Origin of the sequence: Alteromonas oceanisediminis, from assembly GCF_018474025.1 — a bacterium.
Taxonomy (GTDB): domain Bacteria; phylum Pseudomonadota; class Gammaproteobacteria; order Enterobacterales; family Alteromonadaceae; genus Alteromonas_E; species Alteromonas_E oceanisediminis.
Genome location: NZ_JAHCTA010000003.1, coordinates 205232 through 226664, shown reverse-complemented (window position 1 = coordinate 226664; position 21433 = coordinate 205232). Strand labels below are relative to the sequence as shown.

19 protein-coding genes are annotated in these 21433 nt (G+C 49.9%); 15 read left to right on the top strand and 4 right to left on the bottom strand.

Going from position 1 to position 21433, the window contains the following annotated elements:
* Positions 1–9: 9 nt before the first annotated feature.
* Positions 10–1014: a hypothetical protein gene (locus KIU71_RS06445; RefSeq protein WP_250207317.1), complete on the bottom strand. Its 1005-nt coding sequence runs from the start codon at positions 1012–1014 to the stop codon at positions 10–12.
* A 114-nt stretch (positions 1015–1128) separates the two neighbouring features.
* On the opposite strand from KIU71_RS06445, the gene tatA reads away from it, so the two are divergent.
* The 7 genes from tatA to hemB are packed head-to-tail and all read left to right on the top strand — an operon-like array spanning position 1129 to position 6748.
* Positions 1129–1371 (top strand): Sec-independent protein translocase subunit TatA, encoded by a 243-nt coding sequence (gene tatA / locus KIU71_RS06440; RefSeq protein WP_214130369.1) that lies wholly within the window; start codon positions 1129–1131, stop codon positions 1369–1371.
* Positions 1372–1373: 2 nt separating this feature from the next.
* Positions 1374–1718, top strand: a complete 345-nt coding sequence (gene tatB / locus KIU71_RS06435) for a Sec-independent protein translocase protein TatB (RefSeq protein WP_214130368.1) — start codon at positions 1374–1376, stop codon at positions 1716–1718.
* Positions 1711–2454 carry a twin-arginine translocase subunit TatC gene (gene tatC / locus KIU71_RS06430; protein WP_214130618.1) on the top strand — a complete coding sequence of 248 codons (744 nt, stop codon included), beginning with the start codon at positions 1711–1713 and terminating at the stop codon, positions 2452–2454. Before tatB ends, tatC begins: the two co-directional genes overlap by 8 nt.
* Positions 2451–3044, top strand: a complete 594-nt coding sequence (locus tag KIU71_RS06425) for a hypothetical protein (RefSeq protein ID WP_214130366.1) — start codon at positions 2451–2453, stop codon at positions 3042–3044. The genes tatC and KIU71_RS06425 overlap by 4 nt, the downstream gene beginning before the upstream one ends.
* Complete coding sequence (locus KIU71_RS06420; protein ID WP_214130365.1) at positions 3044–3844, top strand: TatD family hydrolase; 801 nt, start codon at positions 3044–3046, stop codon at positions 3842–3844. The genes KIU71_RS06425 and KIU71_RS06420 overlap by 1 nt, the downstream gene beginning before the upstream one ends.
* On the top strand, positions 3834–5741 hold the full coding sequence (locus KIU71_RS06415) for a sensor domain-containing diguanylate cyclase (protein ID WP_214130363.1): 1908 nt from the start codon (positions 3834–3836) through the stop codon (positions 5739–5741). The genes KIU71_RS06420 and KIU71_RS06415 overlap by 11 nt, the downstream gene beginning before the upstream one ends.
* On the top strand, positions 5732–6748 hold the full coding sequence (gene hemB, locus KIU71_RS06410) for a porphobilinogen synthase (protein WP_214130617.1): 1017 nt from the start codon (positions 5732–5734) through the stop codon (positions 6746–6748). The genes KIU71_RS06415 and hemB overlap by 10 nt, the downstream gene beginning before the upstream one ends.
* 12 nt (positions 6749–6760) lie before the next feature.
* Here hemB and KIU71_RS06405 read toward each other — a convergent pair whose 3' ends face one another.
* On the bottom strand, positions 6761–8269 hold the full coding sequence (locus tag KIU71_RS06405; protein WP_214130362.1) for a Ppx/GppA phosphatase family protein: 1509 nt from the start codon (positions 8267–8269) through the stop codon (positions 6761–6763).
* Between the two features lie 2 nt (positions 8270–8271).
* The gene (gene rhlB / locus KIU71_RS06400) at positions 8272–9555 is read right to left on the bottom strand and encodes an ATP-dependent RNA helicase RhlB (protein ID WP_214130361.1); all 1284 of its coding nucleotides are present in this window, start codon (positions 9553–9555) and stop codon (positions 8272–8274) included.
* Between the two features lie 99 nt (positions 9556–9654).
* Between rhlB and trxA the strand changes: the two genes are divergently transcribed.
* Positions 9655–9981, top strand: a complete 327-nt coding sequence (gene trxA, locus KIU71_RS06395; RefSeq protein ID WP_214130360.1) for a thioredoxin TrxA — start codon at positions 9655–9657, stop codon at positions 9979–9981.
* A 95-nt stretch (positions 9982–10076) separates the two neighbouring features.
* Here the strand turns inward: trxA and KIU71_RS06390 are convergent, their stop codons facing one another.
* On the bottom strand, positions 10077–11042 hold the full coding sequence (locus tag KIU71_RS06390; protein ID WP_214130359.1) for a calcium/sodium antiporter: 966 nt from the start codon (positions 11040–11042) through the stop codon (positions 10077–10079).
* A 101-nt stretch (positions 11043–11143) separates the two neighbouring features.
* Between KIU71_RS06390 and KIU71_RS06385 the strand changes: the two genes are divergently transcribed.
* The 7 genes from KIU71_RS06385 (at position 11144) to KIU71_RS06355 (ending at position 21293) form a co-directional block, all read left to right on the top strand.
* The gene (locus tag KIU71_RS06385; RefSeq protein WP_214130357.1) at positions 11144–11749 is read left to right on the top strand and encodes a 2OG-Fe(II) oxygenase; all 606 of its coding nucleotides are present in this window, start codon (positions 11144–11146) and stop codon (positions 11747–11749) included.
* A gap of 313 nt (positions 11750–12062) precedes the next feature.
* Positions 12063–13328 (top strand): transcription termination factor Rho, encoded by a 1266-nt coding sequence (rho, locus tag KIU71_RS06380; protein WP_214130356.1) that lies wholly within the window; start codon positions 12063–12065, stop codon positions 13326–13328.
* Between the two features lie 345 nt (positions 13329–13673).
* The gene (gene nirB, locus KIU71_RS06375) at positions 13674–16235 is read left to right on the top strand and encodes a nitrite reductase large subunit NirB (RefSeq protein ID WP_214130354.1); all 2562 of its coding nucleotides are present in this window, start codon (positions 13674–13676) and stop codon (positions 16233–16235) included.
* 3 nt (positions 16236–16238) lie between these two features.
* The gene (nirD, locus tag KIU71_RS06370; protein ID WP_214130353.1) at positions 16239–16640 is read left to right on the top strand and encodes a nitrite reductase small subunit NirD; all 402 of its coding nucleotides are present in this window, start codon (positions 16239–16241) and stop codon (positions 16638–16640) included.
* Positions 16641–19394: a nitrate reductase gene (locus KIU71_RS06365; protein ID WP_214130352.1), complete on the top strand. Its 2754-nt coding sequence runs from the start codon at positions 16641–16643 to the stop codon at positions 19392–19394.
* Positions 19391–20257 (top strand): uroporphyrinogen-III C-methyltransferase, encoded by an 867-nt coding sequence (gene cobA, locus KIU71_RS06360; RefSeq protein WP_214130350.1) that lies wholly within the window; start codon positions 19391–19393, stop codon positions 20255–20257. The genes KIU71_RS06365 and cobA overlap by 4 nt, the downstream gene beginning before the upstream one ends.
* Positions 20250–21293 carry a glycosyl transferase family protein gene (locus KIU71_RS06355; protein WP_214130349.1) on the top strand — a complete coding sequence of 348 codons (1044 nt, stop codon included), beginning with the start codon at positions 20250–20252 and terminating at the stop codon, positions 21291–21293. Before cobA ends, KIU71_RS06355 begins: the two co-directional genes overlap by 8 nt.
* Positions 21294–21433 lie beyond the last annotated feature (140 nt).

Genomic DNA, 21433 nt, shown 5'->3' with positions numbered 1-21433 from the left:
GCAGGCGCATTAGCGCTTGCCGTACAATACCTCAAAGCGCATTGCCAACCCATAAGATGGGCTGAAGCTTTCGTCTTTAAGCAATAAAATGAACGGTTCAACTTCGAAGAACAGCCAGTCTCGCATAGGGTTGCTGCGCCACTTGGTGCTGAAAAACACTTGCTCTGTGTGCATGTTGGGTTGGCTTAACCCTTCAATGAATGCGGTGTAAACGTAGGTGGTTTTTGCATCGACCTGATGCAGAAATTGCGCTTCGTGCCGCCAGCGCCAATCATCGCTGATATCTCGGTAATAGTAACGGTTCGACAAACGCCAAACCTTATCCTCTGAGACCAGTTGCTGGAAACTTAAACCGACTTCAGCGCCGAGGCGATCGCGTGTGTAATAATAAAGTTCGGCATCATAGTACAGTCGCATCGTTTGATTGATGTCGTAATCGTTGCGATACCGGGTTTTGTAAAATAACTGGTCGCGACGGCCTGCGCCAATACGGTGTGAGAAATGCGCATCTTCTGATTCACGAAACCGTAGCGCTAACGTGGTTTGGTCGCGTCGCCCCAACTGCGCATTCCTGGCAGCTTTGACCGAGTTTTCCTGCAAATCATCTTCATCATCAGATAACAACAAATCCACACGGTTTTTCAATGCCGGTAATCTGACGCGCACGCGAAAACGCACGTCAAACTCATTGAACTCGCGTGTGCGTGGTTCCCAGCCAATACGAATACGACCAAACGCACGAGCATCTTTATGTGAGTCGTCGTGTTGAGCCGCAAAAAATTCATCCAACTCTTTGGCTGTTAGGTTCATGCTCGACTCTAAACGGCGATGCCAATGATCCATCCAATGGTCGGTATTCACGGCGGAGGCAGTGGTTTCCTGTGCTGACGCGCTTACCAGTATTCCCTGCGCAAGCAAAATACAGAATAGATAGAATCTGACGTTCCATTGAGTAGGCCAATGCGATCGGCGCGTGCTTAGGTGTTTTTTTAATATCCGTATAGGCTGATTCATCGATTCCAGCACCGTTATAATTCCCCACTATAATGACAAAACAACGTAGCATTGGATAGTCACGTTGTGACACAATGAGCAATATGCATTTCTAATACCAATAATGGGTGTTTTATGGGCGGTATCGGTATTTGGCAGCTCCTTATCATTGTCGTGATAGTGGTGCTTTTATTTGGTACGAAAAAGTTACGTAATATGGGTGGCGATCTCGGCTCTGCAGTGAAGGGCTTTAAGAACGCAATGAGTGACAAAGACGCTGATTTCGATGAGACGAAACGCGTTGAAGCCGACGACACAACGTCGGCAAAGAACGAGTCATCCACGGAATCAACAAAGTCTACCAATAAGACTCAGTAAGCATGTTCGATATCGGCTTCTGGGAGCTGCTGGTGATTGCAGTGATCGCACTTTTGGTGCTGGGGCCCGAGCGGTTGCCGGGCGCTATTCGTTCGACCGCCCGCACGATCCGTAGCATCAAGAGCATGGCTGGCAATGTTAAGTCGGAACTGGACGAGCAATTACGTATTCATGAATTACATGAGAACCTCAGAAAAGCAGAGTCAGCGAGTATGAAAAACTTATCGCCGGACGTGCAAAAAAGTGTCGACGAACTCAAAGCAGCAGCGCAGTCAGTGAATCGACCTTATGCAAAGAAGCCAACAACAACGCCGCCAACGGATCAAGAGCCTAAAAGTGATGGCTGAAACCAGCAGTCTTGTCTCGCATCTTATAGAGCTACGCAGCCGGATTTTAAAAGCCTTGCTGAGCGTGCTGGTGGTTTTTCTCTGTCTGGCTTACTTTGCACAGGACCTCTACCACCTGCTTGCTGAACCTTTACTGGCCACGCTGCCTGAAGGGTCGAGCATGATCGCAACAGATGTTGCATCGCCTTTTTTCGCGCCATTTAAACTGACGTTGGTGTTGTCATTCTTTATCGCCATTCCTTACGTGCTGTTTCAGGTATGGGGCTTCGTCGCACCAGGGCTTTATCAAAATGAAAAGAAACTGGTCGCACCGTTATTGCTCTCCAGCACGCTATTATTTTATGCCGGGATGGCGTTTGCCTACTTTGTGGTCTTTCCGCTGGCGTTCGCCTTTTTCAACAGCGTAGCCCCGGAAGGGGTGCTGGTCAGTACGGATATCAGTAGCTACCTGAATTTCGTATTGAAATTGTTTTTCGCATTTGGACTTTCGTTTGAAATTCCCATCGCGATTATTTTAATGTGCTGGACGGGTGTAACCACTGCTGACTCACTGCGTCAAAAACGACCGTATGTGATTGTGGGTGTGTTTGTGGTTGGCATGTTGCTCACACCTCCGGATATTATTTCACAGACCCTATTGGCCATACCGATGTGGCTTCTATTTGAACTCGGCGTTATTGTTGGCGGTCTATATGAAGGTCGTCACCAAGATCAACAACAACAGGATAGTCCATGATTCATAGAGAAAACGTTTTTCGCTCACTTTCGTCTGTGCTGGTAGCAACTTTGTTTTTGCTTTCCGGTTCAGCTATTGCGCAGCAAGGTACACTCAGCGACGCCGTGGAGAAATGCAGCAAAGAGTCCAACAGCTTGAAGCGACTGGTGTGTTTCGACAACGTTGCCAAGTCGGTGCGCCAGTACGCCGAAGGTGATGTGCCACTGCGATCCGAAGCGATGTTGCGGGCGCGTTCTGCGGGCAACGTGGCAAAGAGTGATCCGGCACCCGCCGATCGTTCGGGCGTGGTGTTACCCACCGATGCAGCGCCTACCGCCAGTAGCGAAGTGCAGGAGTTTGGGCTTGAGCACAGGCGCGATACGGAAAAAATGATCGACAAGTTGTACGCGTCAGTGGTCAAAATCACCACCACACCACGCAGTCGCAAAATTATTGAGTTGGATAACGGTCAGGTGTGGCGTCAGAATGACGGCAGTGCATTGAAAATTGATGTTGGCGACCGTGTATACGTTGAACGCGGCGTGCTTGGCGCGTTTTATCTTGGTAAAGACTCGTTAAACCGTCGAATGAAGGTTAAACGAGATCAGTAATGCAATGGTTTGACGCAGGGGTCAATTGCTTCGACGAAAGGCTGCCTGCGCAGCACACCCTAGCGGCTGCGCGCGAGCAGGGCGTTGAGCGCCTGTGTTTAATCAGCACACACGCCAGTGAGTGGGCGCCATGCATCACGCATGCGCGCCAGCAATCGCAGGTGATCTCCAACACGCTGGGTATTCATCCGCACTACGCCGACGATGCCACCGACGATGTGCTGGATGCGTTGGATCAGTTGCTCAGTAAAAAGCAGGCTGTCGCTGTGGGAGAATGTGGTTTGGATTTTAATCGCATGTATTCTCAGCAGAGTAATCAGCAACGCGTGTTCGAGGCTCAACTATCACTTGCGGCAAAGTATTCACTGCCAGTTTATTTGCATGAACGAGATGCGTTCGCCGCGCAAACGGCGTTGCTATCGCAATATCGCGCTCGACTCTGTGGTGGCTTAGTGCATTGCTTTACCGGTGATACAAACCAACTAAAAACGTACGTCGACATGGGGTTCTATATTGGGATAACCGGCTGGCTTTGCGATCCCAAGCGCGGTCAAGCTCTGCGTGAGGCCGTGAAATTCCTGCCGTTATCGCAACTGATCTTGGAGACCGACGCCCCCTATCTGTTTCCAAAATCACTGAAACCGCGCAAGCGCAACAACGAGCCCGCCAACCTCCCCCATATCGGGCACACACTGGCTGAGCTTTTACGCGTACCTGTCAACGATATCGCACAGGCGAGTTTTGCTAATGCCTGTGAGTTATTCCGTGTAAACCGTCAAGAAATCGCCTATGCCAGATAAAGCCGCCAACTCGGGTGTCGAGCGCTGGAATTTAGGCATCATCAGTGCCTTTCTGTTAGTCGTGATTTGGGGCATCGTTTTTCTCTCTCTGCTCGATAAGCAAGACCAACGCATTAGCGATATTGTTCACTATGTGGATCGCGCTGGTCAGGCTTCTGTTGCAGACCTCCGGCGTTTAGACGCTATTGAGTGGGCCCCATTAGGTGAAGATTCCTCTTTAGGAATGATGCAACCGGCGGTTTGGTTTAAATTTACCATACCGGCGCCACGTGCTAACGAAAACCGGCTCCTGGAGATAGATTACCCACTCTTGGATAGCCTTGAAATATGGCTTTTCACCGATGACGTTAATAACCGGTCTGCTGTCCGACAATATCAATTGGGCGATACACTGCCATTCGCGCAGCGCCCCATTCAGCATCCGCTATTTCTTATCCCACTTGAGGGAATAGAAGATGAGGTGACCGCGTACGTAAAAGTACAAACGTCGGGTACGGTTCGCTTGCCTGTGAGTGTTTGGGAGCTTAATCAGTATCTGGAATACAGCGTGCTACACGCCAGTATTTTGGTGTTGTTTTTTGGCTTTATGGTCGCGATGGCAATCAGCAACCTGTTTTTTTATGTGACGACACGCAGTCTGTCGTTTCTGGTCTACACCGGATATGTCGTGTGCCTGGGGATCACGTTAGCGACTTTACATGGGCAAGCTTTCCAATATTTTTGGCCACACTCCACGTGGATACAATCTCGCGCCGTGGTGGTTTTCGCCAGTATTACACTGGTATTTGCAGTGGTGTTTTCCTACCAAACGCTAGATATTCGTAAATACAGCCGAAAGTTGGCAAAACTGCTGCAGATTGCCGCAGCGACATTTGGTGTATTTACGTTCGTCAGTTTGTTTGCACCCTACGCCATCATGATCAAACTGTTTATGGCGATGCTGTTGTTGGCCGTCGGGAGTATTTTGGCCTGTGGCATGTGGCTGTCTTTTCAGGGCAGTCAGGTCGCACGATACTATACACTGGCTTGGTCTTTTCTTCTGCTCAGTGCATTTTCAGCCACGTTAGATAATTTGGATATTGTCTCTTTGCCGGTTTCGTCACACTACATTCTCATTTTTGGTGCGTCTGTTGAAACGATGTTGCTCGGGTTGATCCTCGCGATGCGCTATTCACAACAACGAGACAGTTTGTCAGCGGCACAAACCAGAGCGCTTGAAAAAGAACAGGAAGCCACCAAGGTCAAGGACGAGCTTATTGAGTTACAGCAGAAAAGTCAGGCCGAACTTGAATACAATGTAGAAGAACGCACATTGGAGCTTGAAATTGCCTTGCGTGAACTTTCCGAAGTCAATCAGGAGCTCGAAAAACTGAGCGCACTGGATCAGCTTACTGGTTTGCCGAACCGTCGTCAGTTTGATAAACGACTGTTGGCCGAAAGCCGCCGTAGCCGGCGAGAACAGACCGAGCTTGCAATAGCGATGATCGATATCGACCATTTTAAACGCGTGAATGATCAGTATGGTCATATCGGCGGTGACCGCTGCCTACAAGTGATCAGCGAAGCATTATCCTCCGCGTTGAAGCGACCGCTGGATGAAGTGTTTCGCTACGGCGGCGAAGAGTTCTCATTTATTTTACCCAACACCGACCTTGATGGTGCGCTTGCACTGCTTGAGGAAATTCGCATTAACGTTGAAACTATTACGATAGAGTCTGATGAGCATCGATTCACGGTCACACTCAGTGCGGGTGTGACTGCCGGCATCCCTTCGTTTGAAGGCGCCGAAGTGGATATGATCAAGTTTGCTGATGAATTGCTCTACAGAGCAAAAGAGCAGGGGCGCAATCGCGTGATATGCGCGCCTATGCCCGCAGAAAAAGAGATATTGCCATGAGTTATGTAAGCCCATTTCCCTATGCAAGGCCACGCCGGTTAAGAAGAACGCCAACGCTGCGCAACTTGGTTGCCGAGTCACATCTACAGGCCAGTGATTTGATTTTCCCAATGTTCGTTCTACCGGGTAGCCAGCAGCGCGAAATGATACCGTCTATGCCGGGCATTGAGCGTTTATCCATCGACTTTCTCTTGCCAGAAATAGAGAGCCTTGTCGCACTGGGGATCAGCACTATTGCGTTGTTTCCGGTCACCCCGCCTGAGCATAAATCGTTACTCGCCGAACAGGCTTATGCTGAGGATGGCTTGGCGCAAAATGCTGTGCGTCAGATTAAACAGCGTTTTCCCAACGTATCGGTTATCACCGATGTAGCACTCGATCCATTCACTGTGCATGGCCAAGATGGCATCCTCGATGAGCACGGATACGTGTTAAACGGTGAAACCACCGAGGTGTTGATTAAACAGGCTTTATCACATGCTGAGGCGGGGGCAGATATTGTGGCGCCCTCCGACATGATGGATGGCCGCATTGGTGGCATTCGCACGGCCCTTGAACAGAACGATTTTATTCATACCTGTATTATGGCCTACTCTGCCAAGTACGCCTCTCACTACTATGGCCCGTTCCGAGATGCGGTGGGGTCAGCAGGCAATTTGAAAGGGGCAGATAAGAAAACGTATCAAATGGACCCGGCCAACGCTGATGAAGCGCTGCGCGAAATCGCGATGGATATTGAGGAGGGCGCCGACATGGTTATGGTAAAACCGGGCATGCCTTATCTGGATATTGTACAACGTTGTAAACAGACGTTTCAGGTTCCTACCTTTGCGTATCAGGTGAGCGGTGAATATGCGATGCACAAAGCGGCGTTTGCGAATGGCTGGCTCGCCGAAGAGCCGGTCGTTATGGAATCATTGTTGGCGTTCAAACGCGCGGGAGCGGATGGCATACTGACCTACTTTGCTAAACAAGCAGCAGAGTATATCAATAACCAATCACGATGACTGAGAGGTGCATCAATTGCAACTTAGCGTCCAACCTGCTTTGTGTTGGAGCCAGCTTTCGTTCGACAGTTCGGCGTTTAACAAGGGGTGCTGCTTAAGCCATTTATCGGGGAAGTCTAAGCGCCAATCGGTGTGGTCGATGGTCAGTGTGATGTCTGGCAGCGACAGATCAGCGCGTCGCAAGCAAAGCACAGTGGCGATGCGCAGTACGCGCAGCAAGTTAATCACCATCGGTTTAACTTCATCATGGTAACGCTCAAAATCTTCAACAACGATAGACTGACGATGGCTTCTGACTAAATCCCGGATGGTTGTTTTCTGAAGCTGTGTGTAACCCGGTAAATCGATGTGCGTGAGAATATAAGCGCCGTGTTTGTGGTGTAGCTTATAGTCTATGTGTAGCCCCAGCTCATGCAACATGGTTGCAGCTTCCAATACGGCGTCGGTGTCGAAGTTACAAAATCCCGTTTGCTCACACACCTGACGTGAAAGCACTTGCGCAACCCTCAGTACATTCTGGGCATGCGTGCTGTCGATCCGATAGCGCTGCATGGTTTGGTTTAAGGTTTGTTGGCGCCGGTCATTGTGCTGCATCGAATCGAGCATGCCGTAAATTAAACCTTCGCGCAGGGCGCCGCCCGAAATGTTCATTTGCTCTATGTGTAACGATTCAAATAAGCCAATCAGGATTGCAAGCCCACTCGGAAAAATAGTCCGGCGTGACTCGCTGAGGCCGCTAATATCCAATGCCGACAACGTACCGCACGCAATGCATTGTCGCTTGAGTTCATATAAATAATCCAGACGAATAGCATCACTGATGCCTTGATTAGTCAGTATTTCCACAATCGCCTGTGGCGTGCCTGACGCACCAAGGCAGTTTTGCCAGTCAAAGCAGAGAAACTCGTCTGCCACTTCGGCGAGCATTGTCTGAGCAACTTGCTGCGCCGCTGAGAAGGTACTCTCGCTGAGCTCTCCACCCTTGAAATAGCGCTCCATAAAGGTCACGCAGCCCATGTCCAGACTCACCATATGGATAGGGGTCATGTCATTGCCAAAGATTATCTCAGTGCTGGCACCACCAATATCGATGACCAGGCTACTACCTTGGTTCGCGGAGGTATAAGCAACACCAAGATAAATTTGTCGGGCTTCTTCCTCGCCACTGATCACGCTGAGGGGAAGGCCGAGTATTTTTTCTGCTCGGTGAGTAAATTCCCCAGCATTCGTCGCGAGCCGGAGCGTTGCAGTAGCGACCACCTTAATGTTAGAACGCGGAATATCCTGTAACCGTTCAGCAAACGACTGCAAGCAGGTTAAACCTCGCTGCATACTGTCTTCGTCCAGACGCATTTCGTCATCAAGGCCCGCGGCTAAGCGAACTTTTTGTTTTATCTTGCCGACGATTTGCACGCTACCATTGATAACGTGCACCACCACCATGTGGAAACTGTTAGAACCTAAGTCGACCGCTGCGTAATACTCGCCTCGCAGAGTCGGCAAACCAAGGGTGTTGTTCATTATTAACGGCGGCCTCTGTTACCGCCGCTGCGTGAATTTCCGCCACCGGAGCGGCCTCCCGAGCGACCTGAACGCTGGCGGTCAGATGGGCGACGGCGTTGAATTTTTGGCGGCGTGATATCGTCTAACAGAGACTCTTGATCATAGTCCGTGACGGGGATCGCGTGCTCAATATATTCTTCGATAGCCGGGAGGTTAAGTGCGTATTTTTCGCAAGCAAAACTGATGGCATGACCGCTTTCACCTGCTCGACCGGTACGGCCAATACGGTGAACGTAATCTTCAGCGTCATCGGGTAAATCGTAATTGAACACGTGCGTGACTTTATCAATGTGCAGCCCGCGTGCAGCAACATCAGTCGCAACCAAAATATCCAGTTCGCCGCGCGTAAACTTATCCAAAATTCCAAGACGCTTCTTCTGTGGAACATCACCAGACAGCATGCCTACGCGATGACCGTCGGCTTTCAGCCAAGCTTCCACCATCTCACAGCCGTGTTTGGTATTGGCAAACACAATGGCTTTATCGGGCCATTCTTCTTCGAGCAGTGTCAGCAAGAGCTTCATTTTGTCTTCGTCAGACGGGTAAAAAAGCTCTTCCTGCACGCGGCTTGCCGTTTTCTTTTCAGGATCGACTTGCACGTGGATTGGGCTATTCATGTGCTCGTAGGCCAGTTCCTGTACTTTGAAACTCAGTGTGGCAGAAAATAACATGCTTAATCGTTCCGTCGGTTTTGGCATGCGCCGCAATAAATAGCGAATATCTTTGATAAAACCCAGGTCAAACATTCTGTCGGCTTCGTCAAGCACTGCAACTTGAATACTATCGAGGCTGAACACACCCTGTTTGTAATAATCGAGTATGCGGCCTGTGGTGCCGATAATAATGTCGACACCTTTATCCAGCTTTTCACGTTGACTTTGATATCCCTCACCCCCATATATGAGTCCAAGAGAGATGCCGGTGTGTTTGCTCAGCAGTTCTGCGTCATTGTAGATCTGCACAGCGAGTTCACGGGTGGGAGCCATAATAATGGCGCGTGGCGCTTTGGTGTCAGGCACCGGGTTAGACAGTAAATGGTGGAAAGTGGCGACCAAAAATGCGATGGTCTTGCCTGTTCCGGTTTGCGCCTGGCCCGCAACATCCAACCCTTGTAGTGAGGGCGGCAAACTCAACGCTTGAATGGGCGTGCAGTGTTTAAAATTAGCTGCATCGAGAGCGGCGATCACGTCTTTATGGATCGGCAGCTCAGAAAAATGTGTAGTCGTTAAATGAGTTGTTTGCATAGCTTATAGCTTATCAATGCTTGCATTAAAAACAGGTTCTATATAACACTTAAGGTCGTGCTGAACAAACTCAGCGAGTGACCATTATTGGAGAAAAGAATGAGCGACAAAATTATCCAGTTATCTGATGATAAATTCGAAGCAGATGTTATCAATGCTGCAGGTCCTGTGCTGGTTGATTTCTGGGCCGAATGGTGTGGGCCCTGTAAAATGATTGCACCGATTTTAGAAGACATAGCCGGTGAATACGAGGGCAAGTTAACAGTTGGCAAGTTGAATGTCGATGAAAATAACGAAACCCCACCAAAATACGGCATTCGAGGTATCCCTACCTTGTTGCTATTTAAAGACGGAAACGTTGCTGCAACAAAAGTGGGTGCGTTGTCTAAAACTCAGCTGGAAGAGTTTCTGAACGACAATATCTAACGTTGAGATTGAAACACGCAGGTCATGTTTCTCAATGATGTTACGCAATAAAAAGCCCTCAATGAGGGCTTTTTTTATGCGTATCTCAACAGGGCTTACGCGCTAAACGAAGATGCCAGCAAAAAGTACATGTAGGCGATATACACCAACACAAACATCCCCCCCTCCAGCCGGTTCAATCGGCCTGGGCCTTTAAGGCCAATACAGAAAATAAACAAGGCGACGGTAAGGCCAATCATTAGAATCGAATCGCGCCACAGGAACGCTGGATCCACATTCATTGGCGCGATCACGCCAGCTAAACCAATAACACCCAAGGTATTAAACAGGTTTGAGCCAATCACATTACCCAGTGCTAATTCATGTTCACCTTTTTTCACCGCCATCAACGATGAAGCAAGTTCCGGTAGCGAGGTGCCGATAGCAATGATGGTTAAACCAATAACCACGTCGCTGACACCGAAGAAGGTCGCCACTTCAACGGCGCCCCAGACTAATAGCCGTGAGCTGGCTATTAACAACAGCAAGCCTACCAGTAAGATGATCACATTTTTGCGGATGGGCTGATCCAACACTTCTGCATTGACATCATCCGCCAAAGCATCATTGTCGCTGTTCAGACCGCTGTATATGCTCCATGCCATAAGCGCAGCGAAAATACCTAAGAGAGCGTATGCATCATCATGTGACACTTCCAAATCAATGAGTTGATAGACTGAAAAAAGAGTGACACCCAATAAAATCGGCAGCTCTTTCTTAAGCACCTCAGAGCGCACAGCGATAGGGCTTATCAATGCGGTTAAACCTAAGATCAACGCGATGTTGGCAATATTAGATCCGTAAGCATTGCCCAGCGCCAAGCCCGGATTTCCCTGAGAGGCGGCGAATACGGAAACAATCATTTCCGGCGCGGAGGTTCCAAAACCAATCACGAGCATACCGATGAGCAGCGGAGACATACCAAAATAACGCGCGGTACCAGCAGCTCCGTCGACGAATTTGCCGGCACTCCACAACAACACAACTAATCCAACAACAATGGCAACACTGGGTAAAATCATATTCGCCTTTTTAAAATCCTAATAATCAATTGCTAATTGCCAACACCTGATGTAAATAGGCGCCTTCTCATTACTGCCTCGCAATTGAGGCTTAAGGCACCATGACCACTGAACATCAACGTCTCTTCAACGCTATTGTAGATGACCTTCACCGAACCGGCTACAGCATTCAGCGAAATGCCTTGCCCAATGAGTTAGCTGAGCAGCTATTTCACTATGCTACCCTAGCGGCGAATGAACAATTTGTAGCCGCCGGTGTGGGGCGCGGCGCCAAGCGTTTGATGGATATGTCGATACGCAGCGATGTGATCCAATGGATTGATGAATCGCATCCGGTCGGGCCACATTGGCTGGCGTGGGTTGAGCCGCTATTGGTTGCGGTTAACGAGCAACTGTATATGGGCCTGCGTGGCTTCGAAAGTCACTTTGCACACTATCGCCCCGGCGCGTTCTATCAACGTCATAAGGACGCGTTTCAAGGTGATAAAAATAGGGTGTTGTCGCTCGTCGTATACCTCAACCCACACTGGCAAGAGGGTAACGGCGGTGAGTTGGTGATTTATGCTGACGACAATGATCTCACTGGCCAAAAAGTGCCACCGATAATGGGGACGGCGGTGGTGTTCTTGAGCGATTCCTTCGCGCATGAGGTATTGCCGACAAACACCTCTCGCTTTTCGATTGCCGGTTGGTTACGAGCAACCTAGCGCTAAGTAGGCCATTGTTTCTCTGTATTGATTTGAGATTGCAGCGACGTGGCTGCGCGCGACCAATACTCAGCACGTCTCGGGCATTGCCACACCATTAACATGCTGGAATGCCGAGCCTGACAGAGAAGTCGCGTAAATTTTTCACATTTTATTAAACAACAGACTAGACGTGCTTTAAATATGGTGCTAACTTTCTTGTTGCTCGTAAGCGGGCACCCCAATTTCATTCAACAACACGTTGAGCGAACCATTCCGTGTAAAACACAAACTACCGCGCAAACGCGTCTATAAAGTACAAAGACCCCCCAATATGAATTTAACAGAACTCAAGAACAAACCTATTAGCGAACTGGTTGCGCTAGCCGAAGAAATGGGCCTCGAAAACATGGCCCGTGCGCGTAAGCAGGATATTATATTCTCCATTTTGAAATCTCACGCCAAAGGCGGCGAAGACATCTTCGGCGATGGAGTATTGGAAATATTGCAGGATGGGTTTGGGTTCTTACGCTCATCAGACTCATCTTACCTAGCTGGGCCTGACGACATTTATGTATCTCCTAGCCAGATCCGTCGTTTTAATCTACGCACTGGCGACACTATCGCGGGAAAAATCAGACCGCCGAAAGACAGTGAGCGATATTTTGCCCTGCTAAAAATCCGCGAAGTGAATTTCGATAAACCAGAAAATTCCCGTAACAAAATCCTGTTTGAAAATTTGACCCCACTGCATGCCAATGAGCGTTTGCGCATGGAACGTGGCAACGGCAGTACCGAAGACATCACGGCGCGTGTGCTTGATTTAGCATCGCCGATTGGTCGTGGTCAACGCGGTTTGATTGTTGCGCCACCGAAAGCAGGTAAAACGCTGTTGCTGCAAAATATTGCACAATCAATCGCGGCCAATCATCCTGAGTGTCAGTTGATGGTATTGCTGATTGACGAGCGTCCGGAAGAAGTGACCGAGATGCAACGCTTAGTACAAGGTGAAGTGGTTGCTTCAACCTTTGATGAACCAGCCAGTCGTCACGTTCAGGTGGCAGAGATGGTCATTGAAAAAGCCAAGCGCTTGGTCGAACACAAAAAAGACGTGGTTATTCTGCTCGACTCTATCACGCGCCTGGCTCGCGCTTACAATACGGTTATTCCTTCATCAGGCAAGGTATTGACCGGTGGTGTTGATGCAAATGCATTGCATAAACCCAAGCGCTTCTTCGGAGCAGCTCGTAACGTTGAAGAAGGCGGAAGTTTAACCATTATTGCTACGGCGCTTATCGACACCGGCTCTAAAATGGACGAAGTTATCTACGAAGAGTTTAAGGGCACCGGTAACATGGAACTGCACTTAAATCGCAAGATTGCGGAAAAGCGCGTATTTCCAGCCATTGACTTTAATCGTTCAGGCACACGTCGTGAAGAGTTACTCACTAACAAAGAAGAGCTGCAGAAGATGTGGATATTGCGCAAAATTGTGCATGAAATGTCTGAAATGGATGCGATTGAGTTTCTTATTAACCGCTTATCAATGAGCAAAACGAATGATGAGTTTTTTGACTCGATGAAGCGACAAAAAAGTTAATAGCAACCGCGTTGAGCGTGACACGGAAAACCACATCCTATTGATGTGGTTTTTTTTTAATTGCTCCCTTTGATTGTGCACGGTGCACAGCCGCAGTGCACAACGCCATGTATCACACTGCACAGATGCTAACTAAGTTGTTGATTCATCTAGTGATGTCAGGGTGGCGTCAATCTTGTATACGGTACTGATCTGATTTTCATTGATACAATTCGCTAGCGTTTGGCAATGTTGCCAAATGACTGGCAGGCAAAGATGCCCGCACGTGCCGTTCTCACTATGAGCAACACGCACTGCGGGTTTTTTTATGCCCGCTCTGCGATGCGATAGCACCGAAGGTAGATTATGAACCGACAGCAGCACATTCATTCAGACACGCCAGCTCAGGCACTACATATTGTCGTTGTTGGAAATGGAATGGTAGGCCATCATTTCATTGAACAGCTCAGGCAACAGGATACGAATGCAAAGATCACTGTGTTATGCGGTGAATCGCGGCTCGCCTATGATCGAGTGCATCTGTCGGAGTATTTCAGCGGCAAATCTGCAGATGCCCTAGCTCTGACCACGCCTGAACAATATCAAACCCTGAAGATTGATGTGCACACCAATGCGTGGGTAAATCACATTGATGTTGATTTGAAGACCGTGAGCACAGAGTCAGGCATAACCACCCAATATGACAAACTGGTGCTCGCCACGGGTTCGTACCCGTTTGTCCCACCGATACCCGGCCATCAGCAGGAACACTGTCTGGTGTATCGCACTATTGATGATCTTGAACGTATAGCAGCGTCAGCCAAAGTCAGTCGAACTGGCGTAGTCGTTGGCGGTGGCCTTTTAGGACTGGAAGCTGCCAACGCCCTTCGAGAAGCTTGTTTGGAAACCCACGTAGTGGAATTTGCGCCGCAATTGATGGGGGTTCAGGTCGATGCCGGCGGGGGCCGTGTATTAAAGGATAAAATTGAAGCGCTTGGCGTTCAGGTACACACCGGTAAAGCAACAGAAATCATTGAACAGGGAACATCATGCCGCTATCGAATGTGCTTTAAAGACGGCGGCATGCTTGAAACCGACATGATTTTGTTTTCGGCTGGCATTCGCCCCAGTGATCAATTGGCTCGCTCTTTTGGGCTAGAGACTGGTGAACGTGGCGGCATTGTAGTTAACGACTATTGCCAGACCTCAGATAACGACATTTATGCCATTGGCGAGTGCGCGCTGTGGCAGGGCAAAATATTTGGGCTGGTGGCACCGGGCTATAGTATGGCGCGCGTGGCAGCGAACCATGTTCTGGGAAGAGAAGGCGCTTTCAGCGGCGCAGACATGAGCACCAAACTGAAATTAATGGGGGTGGAAGTTGGTTCTATCGGAGACAGCCACGGTAAAACGCCGGGGTCCTTCAGTTACACCTATGAGAGCCAATCTAAAGGGGTGTATAAAAAAATTGTCGTTAATAATGATGAAAGCATGTTGTTGGGGGCTGTGCTGGTGGGTGACACCAGTAAATATGACACCCTGTTGCAGTATTGCCTAAACGCTATCGAGCTTCCAGCGAATCCAGAAGCGTTGATTTTGCCCTCCTCAGACAATGCCGTTCCTGCTCTGGGCGCAGATGCATTGCCCTGTTCAGCGATTGTATGCTCTTGTCACAACGTGAGTAAGGGTGACATCGTTGTCGCCATTGATGAAGGCAACGATGACATCGCCGCGATTAAAGCGTGCACAAAGGCCAGCACTGGATGCGGAGGCTGTGCCGCGTTGTTGAAATCCGTGGTAGATACTGAACTGGTGGCGCGTGGTGTGGAAGTGAAGAAGGATATTTGTGCGCATTTTGCCTATTCACGCCAAGAACTTTTTCACCTCGTTCAGGTAGGTCGGATCAAAACCTTTGATGCGTTGATTCAGCAGCACGGTAAAGGCCATGGTTGTGAGGTGTGCAAACCTGCGGTCGCGTCCATTTTGGCCTCGTTGTGGAATGATTTTGTGTTGCAACCGGATCACATCGGCTTACAAGACACCAATGACACTTACCTTGCCAACATGCAGAAAGACGGCACCTATTCCGTTGTTCCGCGAGTACCAGGGGGGGAGATTACGCCGGATAAACTGATCCTCCTTGGTGAAGTTGCCAAACGGTTTAAGCTGTATACAAAGATCACCGGTGGTCAACGCATCGATCTTTTCGGTGCACAGGTTGATCAATTACCGCACATCTGGGAAGCGTTAATCGCTGGGGGGGTTGAGACAGGCCACGCGTACGCCAAATCGCTTCGTACGGTGAAGTCTTGTGTGGGTAGTGTGTGGTGTCGCTACGGTGTTCAGGATTCGGTTAAACAAGCCATCGACTTGGAGAATCGTTATAAAGGTTTGCGCTCACCACACAAACTGAAAATGGGCGTATCCGGCTGTACCCGAGAATGTGCTGAGGCGCAAAGTAAGGATATTGGCGTGATTGCGACTGAAAATGGCTGGAACCTTTATGTCTGTGGTAACGGCGGGATGAAACCTCGTCACGCCGACCTCTTCGCCACTGACCTCGACACGGAAACACTCGTTGCCTATATCGACCGGATACTCATGTTCTACGTTCGTACGGCAGATCGCCTGCAGCGCACGTCCGTGTGGCTGGAAAGTTTAGAAGGCGGGTTGGCGTATCTGCAAGATGTCATCATTCAGGACTCTTTAGGCATCGCGCATGAGCTTGAAGCGCAGATGGCAGATGTTATCCAGCGTTACCAATGTGAATGGAAAACAGCGATTGAAAGCGAATCGTCACGCAAACGTTTTCGCCGATTCATCAATTCTGATCAAGCTGATCCGAGTATCATTTTCGTTGATGAGCGCCAACAAATCAGGCCGGCAACCGAGCTGGAGAAGCGTCAATTGGAAACTGCCGAGGAATAGACAATGACATTATGTGAATTAACACGAGATGATGACAGCACCGTTTCTACGCAGTGGTTTGAGGTGTGTGGAGTCGACGACTTGGTGCTTAACTCCGGCGTATGCGCCATGGTAAACGGTTGCCAAGTGGCACTTTTCTGCGTTGCAGCATCGGCAGAACTAAACACTCAATCAGTACAGCTTTTTGCTGTCGGCAATGACGACCCCATCGGCAAAGCGGCAGTACTATACCGCGGTATTGTAGGGTCAGTTGATGACCACTTTGTCGTTGCGTCACCGTTGTATAAACAACGCTACCACCTTTCAACGGGCGACTGCTTAGACAACCCCGATATTGCCATTCCCACCTACCCTGCCAAAATTGAAAATGGCCGTGTGATGCTGAAAATGGGCGAGGGTGTGTAGATGCTACACAGTGCACAACGAGTATCCACTACCTGTCCGTACTGTGGTGTTGGTTGTGGCGTCGAAGTCGCTTGTTCAACAAAGGGCAGCACAGCTTCCATTTCCGACTTAGTCGGGCAGAGAAACCATCCGGCCAATTTCGGCCAGCTGTGTGTCAAAGGCAGTCACCTGCGCGATACATTGGGCACCGAGGGGCGCCTAGCAGAACCTTCCATCGGCGGCAAAACCGTCACGTGGGATTCTGCGCTCTTGGCGGTGGCAGACGGGTTTTTAGACGCGATCCAACAGTATGGCCCCGATTCCGTGGCCTTTTACGTGTCGGGTCAGTTGCTTACAGAAGATTATTATGTTGCCAATAAACTGATGAAAGGTTTCATTGGCAGCGCGAATATTGATACCAATTCACGTTTATGCATGTCTTCAGCAGTCGCCGCCTACCAGAGAGCGTTTGGTGCAGATGCGGTGCCCTGCAACTACGAAGATTTAGAAAACACTGACTATCTGGTGCTGACGGGGTCTAACGCCGCATGGACTCATCCCGTGTTATTTCAGCGCATCGAACGTGCAAAGCAGCACAACCCCAACATGCAGATTGTGGTCATTGATCCCCGTCATACCGCCTCCTGTGAAATCGCTGACTTACACTTACCGCTGCGTCCCGGCAGCGATGTCGCTCTGTTCAGCGGTTTGCTGAACTATTTGACTGAACATGATCACCTTGATAGGGAATATATTACTCATTACACCCAAGGGTTTGACAGTGCGCGCAGCGCAGCGGTGGAGTTCACACCAGCAAAAGTAGCCGAAGTCTGTGACTTGGACTTAAGTACCGTGCTTGCGTTCTATGCAGGATTTGCGCGATCCGACACCAGTGTCACCTTCTATTCAATGGGTGTAAATCAATCCAGTGCGGGCGTCGACAAAGCCACTGCGATCATTCAATGCCATCTGGCTACGGGTAAAATTGGCAAAGTCGGATCCGGGCCCTTTTCCATTACGGGTCAACCCAATGCGATGGGAGGCAGAGAAGTGGGGGGGCTATCGAATATGCTTGCCGCACACATGAATATCGACAACGCGCACCATCGCGATATTGTACAGACATTCTGGCAGTCACCGACCATAGCTACAAAGCCTGGGTACAAGGCGGTCGACCTATTTTCAGCACTGAAATCGGGTAAAATTAAAGCGTTGTGGATTATGGCCACAAATCCTGTTGTGAGCATGCCTAACCGGAATGAGATTGAGCAAGCCCTTGGCCAGTGCCCGCTGGTGGTTGTATCGGATATCGTTAAAAGCAACGACACATTGCACTACGCTGATATTGTGCTGCCAGCCACAGGCTGGTCTGAAAAAGACGGTACGGTAACCAACTCAGAGCGACGCATATCTCGCCAACGCGGCATCATGCCTGCTTATGGTAATGCGCGGCATGACTGGGCAATCATTTGCGATGTGGCTCGACGTATGGGCTTTCGGCACGGCTTTAATTTCAAAAGTCCGGCGCACATATTTGCTGAACATGCGCGTTTGTCGGCCTATCAGAATCAGGGGTCGCGTGATTTTGACATCAGTGGGTTGAGCGGCCTGACAGAGCGTGAATACGAGCAGCTAAAGCCCATTCAATGGCCCGTCACATCGGATGCGCCAAACGGAACAGCGCGTATGTTCACCAACGGGCAGTTTTTTACACCCAGTGGGAAAGCACAGTTCACAGCACTGCAGTTTACCTTGCCAGAGCAACAAACGTCGCAACGCTTCCCGTTTGTGCTCAATACTGGGCGATTACGCGATCAGTGGCACAGCATGACACGCACCGGTTTGTCATCGGCATTGAATCAGCACACCGCTGAACCTTTTGTGGCGATGCACCCTGCTGATGCAGAGCAGCAATCGTTATCCAACGGTGGCCTTGCCGTGTTAGCGTCATCAGTAGCGGTTCAACAGCAGCCGGTGGTTATGCGCGTACAACTGAGTACTTCACAGCGTCGGGGCGAGCTGTTTGCGCCCATCCATTGGAGCGCGACCAATACATCGGCAGGTAGTGTCGCCAGACTGTTTAGTAGCGCACGCGACGCGGTATCTGGCCAGCCGGAACTTAAGCATGCAGCGGTAAATATTCGACCACTCAACCCTAAAAGTACCGCGCACCTATTCAGCAAAAGTGAATTACCCTCGACGTTTCTAGCCTCTATGGCCTACTGGTGTTCGGTGCCATTCGAGGGGGGGCTGCAATATCAATTAGCCAGCCACGTAACATTGAGCGAGTTTGTGGAATCGTTGCAGCCATTGCTGGAAGCGGATGTCGATATATTACAGCGGTTTAGCCAACACCAATACACCATCGCCACGCTATGTGATCAACGGTGCACGCTGGTGGCTCGCATTAGCCACAGCGAAGAACAGCACCCCTCACTGAGCGGTGAGTGGATGCAGATGTTGTTTCAACAGGCGCAACTGGAAAGCGACGACATTGCGGAATTGTTGCGCGCCGAAACACCGTCACATATCAGCTTAGGCCAGGTGATTTGTACGTGTTTTTCTGTGCGTGAACAGAGCATCATCGACGCCATCGACAGCGGTCACCAATCCGTAGAGGCGTTAGGCGCGCAACTCCAATGTGGTACGAATTGCGGTTCGTGTAAAACTGAACTCTCACGGCTGATCAAGGAAAGAAATCCTCATGCGGCGCGGTCTGCTCAGAGCATTCCTGTTAGAACCCTTTCACCCACTAGCGAGGCATCAGAGTTATGACGGCTATTCTTACTTCTTTTTTTCGTCTGTCCCGTTTTCTGGGTGCCCGCAGTAAATCGCAACATGCACCACCGTTGAAGAGAACCCTCGATGTGGTCTCGAAAGCCCCTCATGGCAGTGTGCTTTTGGTCGGTGCTGGGCCGGGCGATCCTGATCTGTTAACCATCAAGGCGCTCAACGCGATCCAGCAGGCCGAGGTCGTATTAGTTGATTGGCTCGTGAGTCAGGACATTGTTAATCTCATCCCTCACACGGCAGTACAGTTGTTTGTTGGAAAACGAGCCGGTAAACACAGTATTTCACAGTCCTCTATTGGCGCATTGATGGTCACACATGCGCGTGATGGTAAGCGAGTGGTTCGCTTAAAAGGCGGTGACCCGGCTGTGTTTGGACGCACCGCAGAGGAGGCGCACGCCCTCACAGCAGCCAACATCCCGTTCGCAATCATTCCCGGCATTACGGCGGCCTCAGGAGCTTCTGCTTATACCGGCATCGCGCTGACACACCGAGATTGTGCGCAGTCTGTGCGCTTCATCACAGCGCGAGCAAAGGACGCGAGGGATCAGCCCGACTGGGTGGCATTGGCTGAAGCGAGTAAACGCGAAACACTCGTGTTTTACATGGGGTTGTCTAAAGTTAAAGACATTGCAATCAATCTCATGGCGGCAGGTATGCCCGGAAGCATGCCGATGGCTGTGATCGACCAGGCAACCACATCGCAACAAGCGGTGTGTGTTGCGACGGCTGGATCGGTAGGTGAGACGTTTAGCGCAGTTCACTTTAGCGGGCCTAGCTTAATTATCATTGGCGAAACCGTGTCGAATCGCATGACGATCAGCGCTGAACTTCTTGCCCATGCGTGAATTTAAGCAGTTCATTCAGCTTATTGGTAAAGGCCAACGCAGCGGCAAAACTTTGAGCCAAGCGCAAGCTCATCGGGCGATGTCACTGCTATTAGGTCAAAAGGTCAGCGCTGAACAACGCGGAGCTTTTTTGATGTTGCTCCGTATGCGACAGGAAACGCCTGAGGAACTCGCGGGGTTTCTCATCGCCAGCAGAGCTTTTACTGCGCCAGCATTCAAGACGATTTCGGTGGATCTAGATTTGGGATGTTATGCGGGCAAACGCCGGCATTTACCCTGGTTGTTGCTGGCAGTGCTGTGCTTAGCTGGAAACGGCAAAAGAATTGTATTGCACGGCGCTAATGAACCGGACAGCCAGCGTTTATACGTAGCAGATGTGTTGGCTCATTTTAATTTTCCCGCGGCAGAGACTGCCGCACAGCTTTCATCTCAGTTGGATGAAAACAGCTTTGGGTACGTGACATTGGCAACCATCAATCCTCGACTTGACGAGTTGCTCCAGCTTCGCGCTGAGTTAGGTTTGCGTTCTTGTGCAAACACCCTGTCACGTATGCTCAACCCGCTAGCGGCCCCTGTGTCGATTCAAGGGGTTTACCATCGTCATCTGGATGAAAAACACGCCTTGGTCGCACAACAGCTGGGTGAGCCTAACGTGCTTAGCTTCCGTGGAGATTCGGGTGAAATAGAGCTTTCGCCCGAACGCGAATGCGAACTGCATATCGCGCGTCTCGGCCATCGGCAAACCATAGCGGTGCCTTGCTTAAACCAAATACGTTCAGCCAAGCCTCGAGACCTTGAGCCTGACGGGTTAAAAGCGCTTTGGGAAGAACGGGTTCAGGATCACTATGGTCATTCAGCGGTAGTAGGAACACTGGCGATCATGATGACGGCAATGCACAGTCAATCGTGGCAATCGGCGTATTCTTCGGCGCAAAAGATGTGGCAACAGCGCGACAGAGCTTGGCCATTGCGCGCTAAAATGACACGTCACACTGACACCGCTCCTGTGATTGCGCAGCCCGTTGCACAATACTAGTGCAGTAGCAGAAACACCGTTGAATAATCCGTTAACGTATTTGAATTTATTTAGCATTATCAATACGTTATATTTTAAGATTGTTGGCCGATGTTTTGCTTTGTACCCAGTAGGTTTTACGTTTGTTTGGCAACCCTGTT

Excerpts from the sequence above, each read along its gene's own strand:
- KIU71_RS06405 (WP_214130362.1), bottom strand. The coding sequence starts at position 8,269 with ATGAACAACACCCTTGGTTTGCCGACTCTGCGAGGCGAGTATTACGCA.
- nirD (WP_214130353.1), top strand. The coding sequence starts at position 16,239 with ATGACATTATGTGAATTAACACGAGATGATGACAGCACCGTTTCTACG.
- cobA (WP_214130350.1), top strand. The coding sequence starts at position 19,391 with ATGACGGCTATTCTTACTTCTTTTTTTCGTCTGTCCCGTTTTCTGGGT.
- KIU71_RS06355 (WP_214130349.1), top strand. The coding sequence starts at position 20,250 with ATGCGTGAATTTAAGCAGTTCATTCAGCTTATTGGTAAAGGCCAACGC.
- KIU71_RS06390 (WP_214130359.1), bottom strand. The coding sequence starts at position 11,042 with ATGATTTTACCCAGTGTTGCCATTGTTGTTGGATTAGTTGTGTTGTTG.
- KIU71_RS06415 (WP_214130363.1), top strand. The coding sequence starts at position 3,834 with ATGCCAGATAAAGCCGCCAACTCGGGTGTCGAGCGCTGGAATTTAGGC.
- tatB (WP_214130368.1), top strand. The coding sequence starts at position 1,374 with ATGTTCGATATCGGCTTCTGGGAGCTGCTGGTGATTGCAGTGATCGCA.
- trxA (WP_214130360.1), top strand. The coding sequence starts at position 9,655 with ATGAGCGACAAAATTATCCAGTTATCTGATGATAAATTCGAAGCAGAT.
- rhlB (WP_214130361.1), bottom strand. The coding sequence starts at position 9,555 with ATGCAAACAACTCATTTAACGACTACACATTTTTCTGAGCTGCCGATC.
- KIU71_RS06445 (WP_250207317.1), bottom strand. The coding sequence starts at position 1,014 with ATGAATCAGCCTATACGGATATTAAAAAAACACCTAAGCACGCGCCGA.
- tatA (WP_214130369.1), top strand. The coding sequence starts at position 1,129 with ATGGGCGGTATCGGTATTTGGCAGCTCCTTATCATTGTCGTGATAGTG.
- KIU71_RS06365 (WP_214130352.1), top strand. The coding sequence starts at position 16,641 with ATGCTACACAGTGCACAACGAGTATCCACTACCTGTCCGTACTGTGGT.
- tatC (WP_214130618.1), top strand. The coding sequence starts at position 1,711 with ATGGCTGAAACCAGCAGTCTTGTCTCGCATCTTATAGAGCTACGCAGC.
- nirB (WP_214130354.1), top strand. The coding sequence starts at position 13,674 with ATGAACCGACAGCAGCACATTCATTCAGACACGCCAGCTCAGGCACTA.
- KIU71_RS06420 (WP_214130365.1), top strand. The coding sequence starts at position 3,044 with ATGCAATGGTTTGACGCAGGGGTCAATTGCTTCGACGAAAGGCTGCCT.
- rho (WP_214130356.1), top strand. The coding sequence starts at position 12,063 with ATGAATTTAACAGAACTCAAGAACAAACCTATTAGCGAACTGGTTGCG.
- KIU71_RS06425 (WP_214130366.1), top strand. The coding sequence starts at position 2,451 with ATGATTCATAGAGAAAACGTTTTTCGCTCACTTTCGTCTGTGCTGGTA.
- KIU71_RS06385 (WP_214130357.1), top strand. The coding sequence starts at position 11,144 with ATGACCACTGAACATCAACGTCTCTTCAACGCTATTGTAGATGACCTT.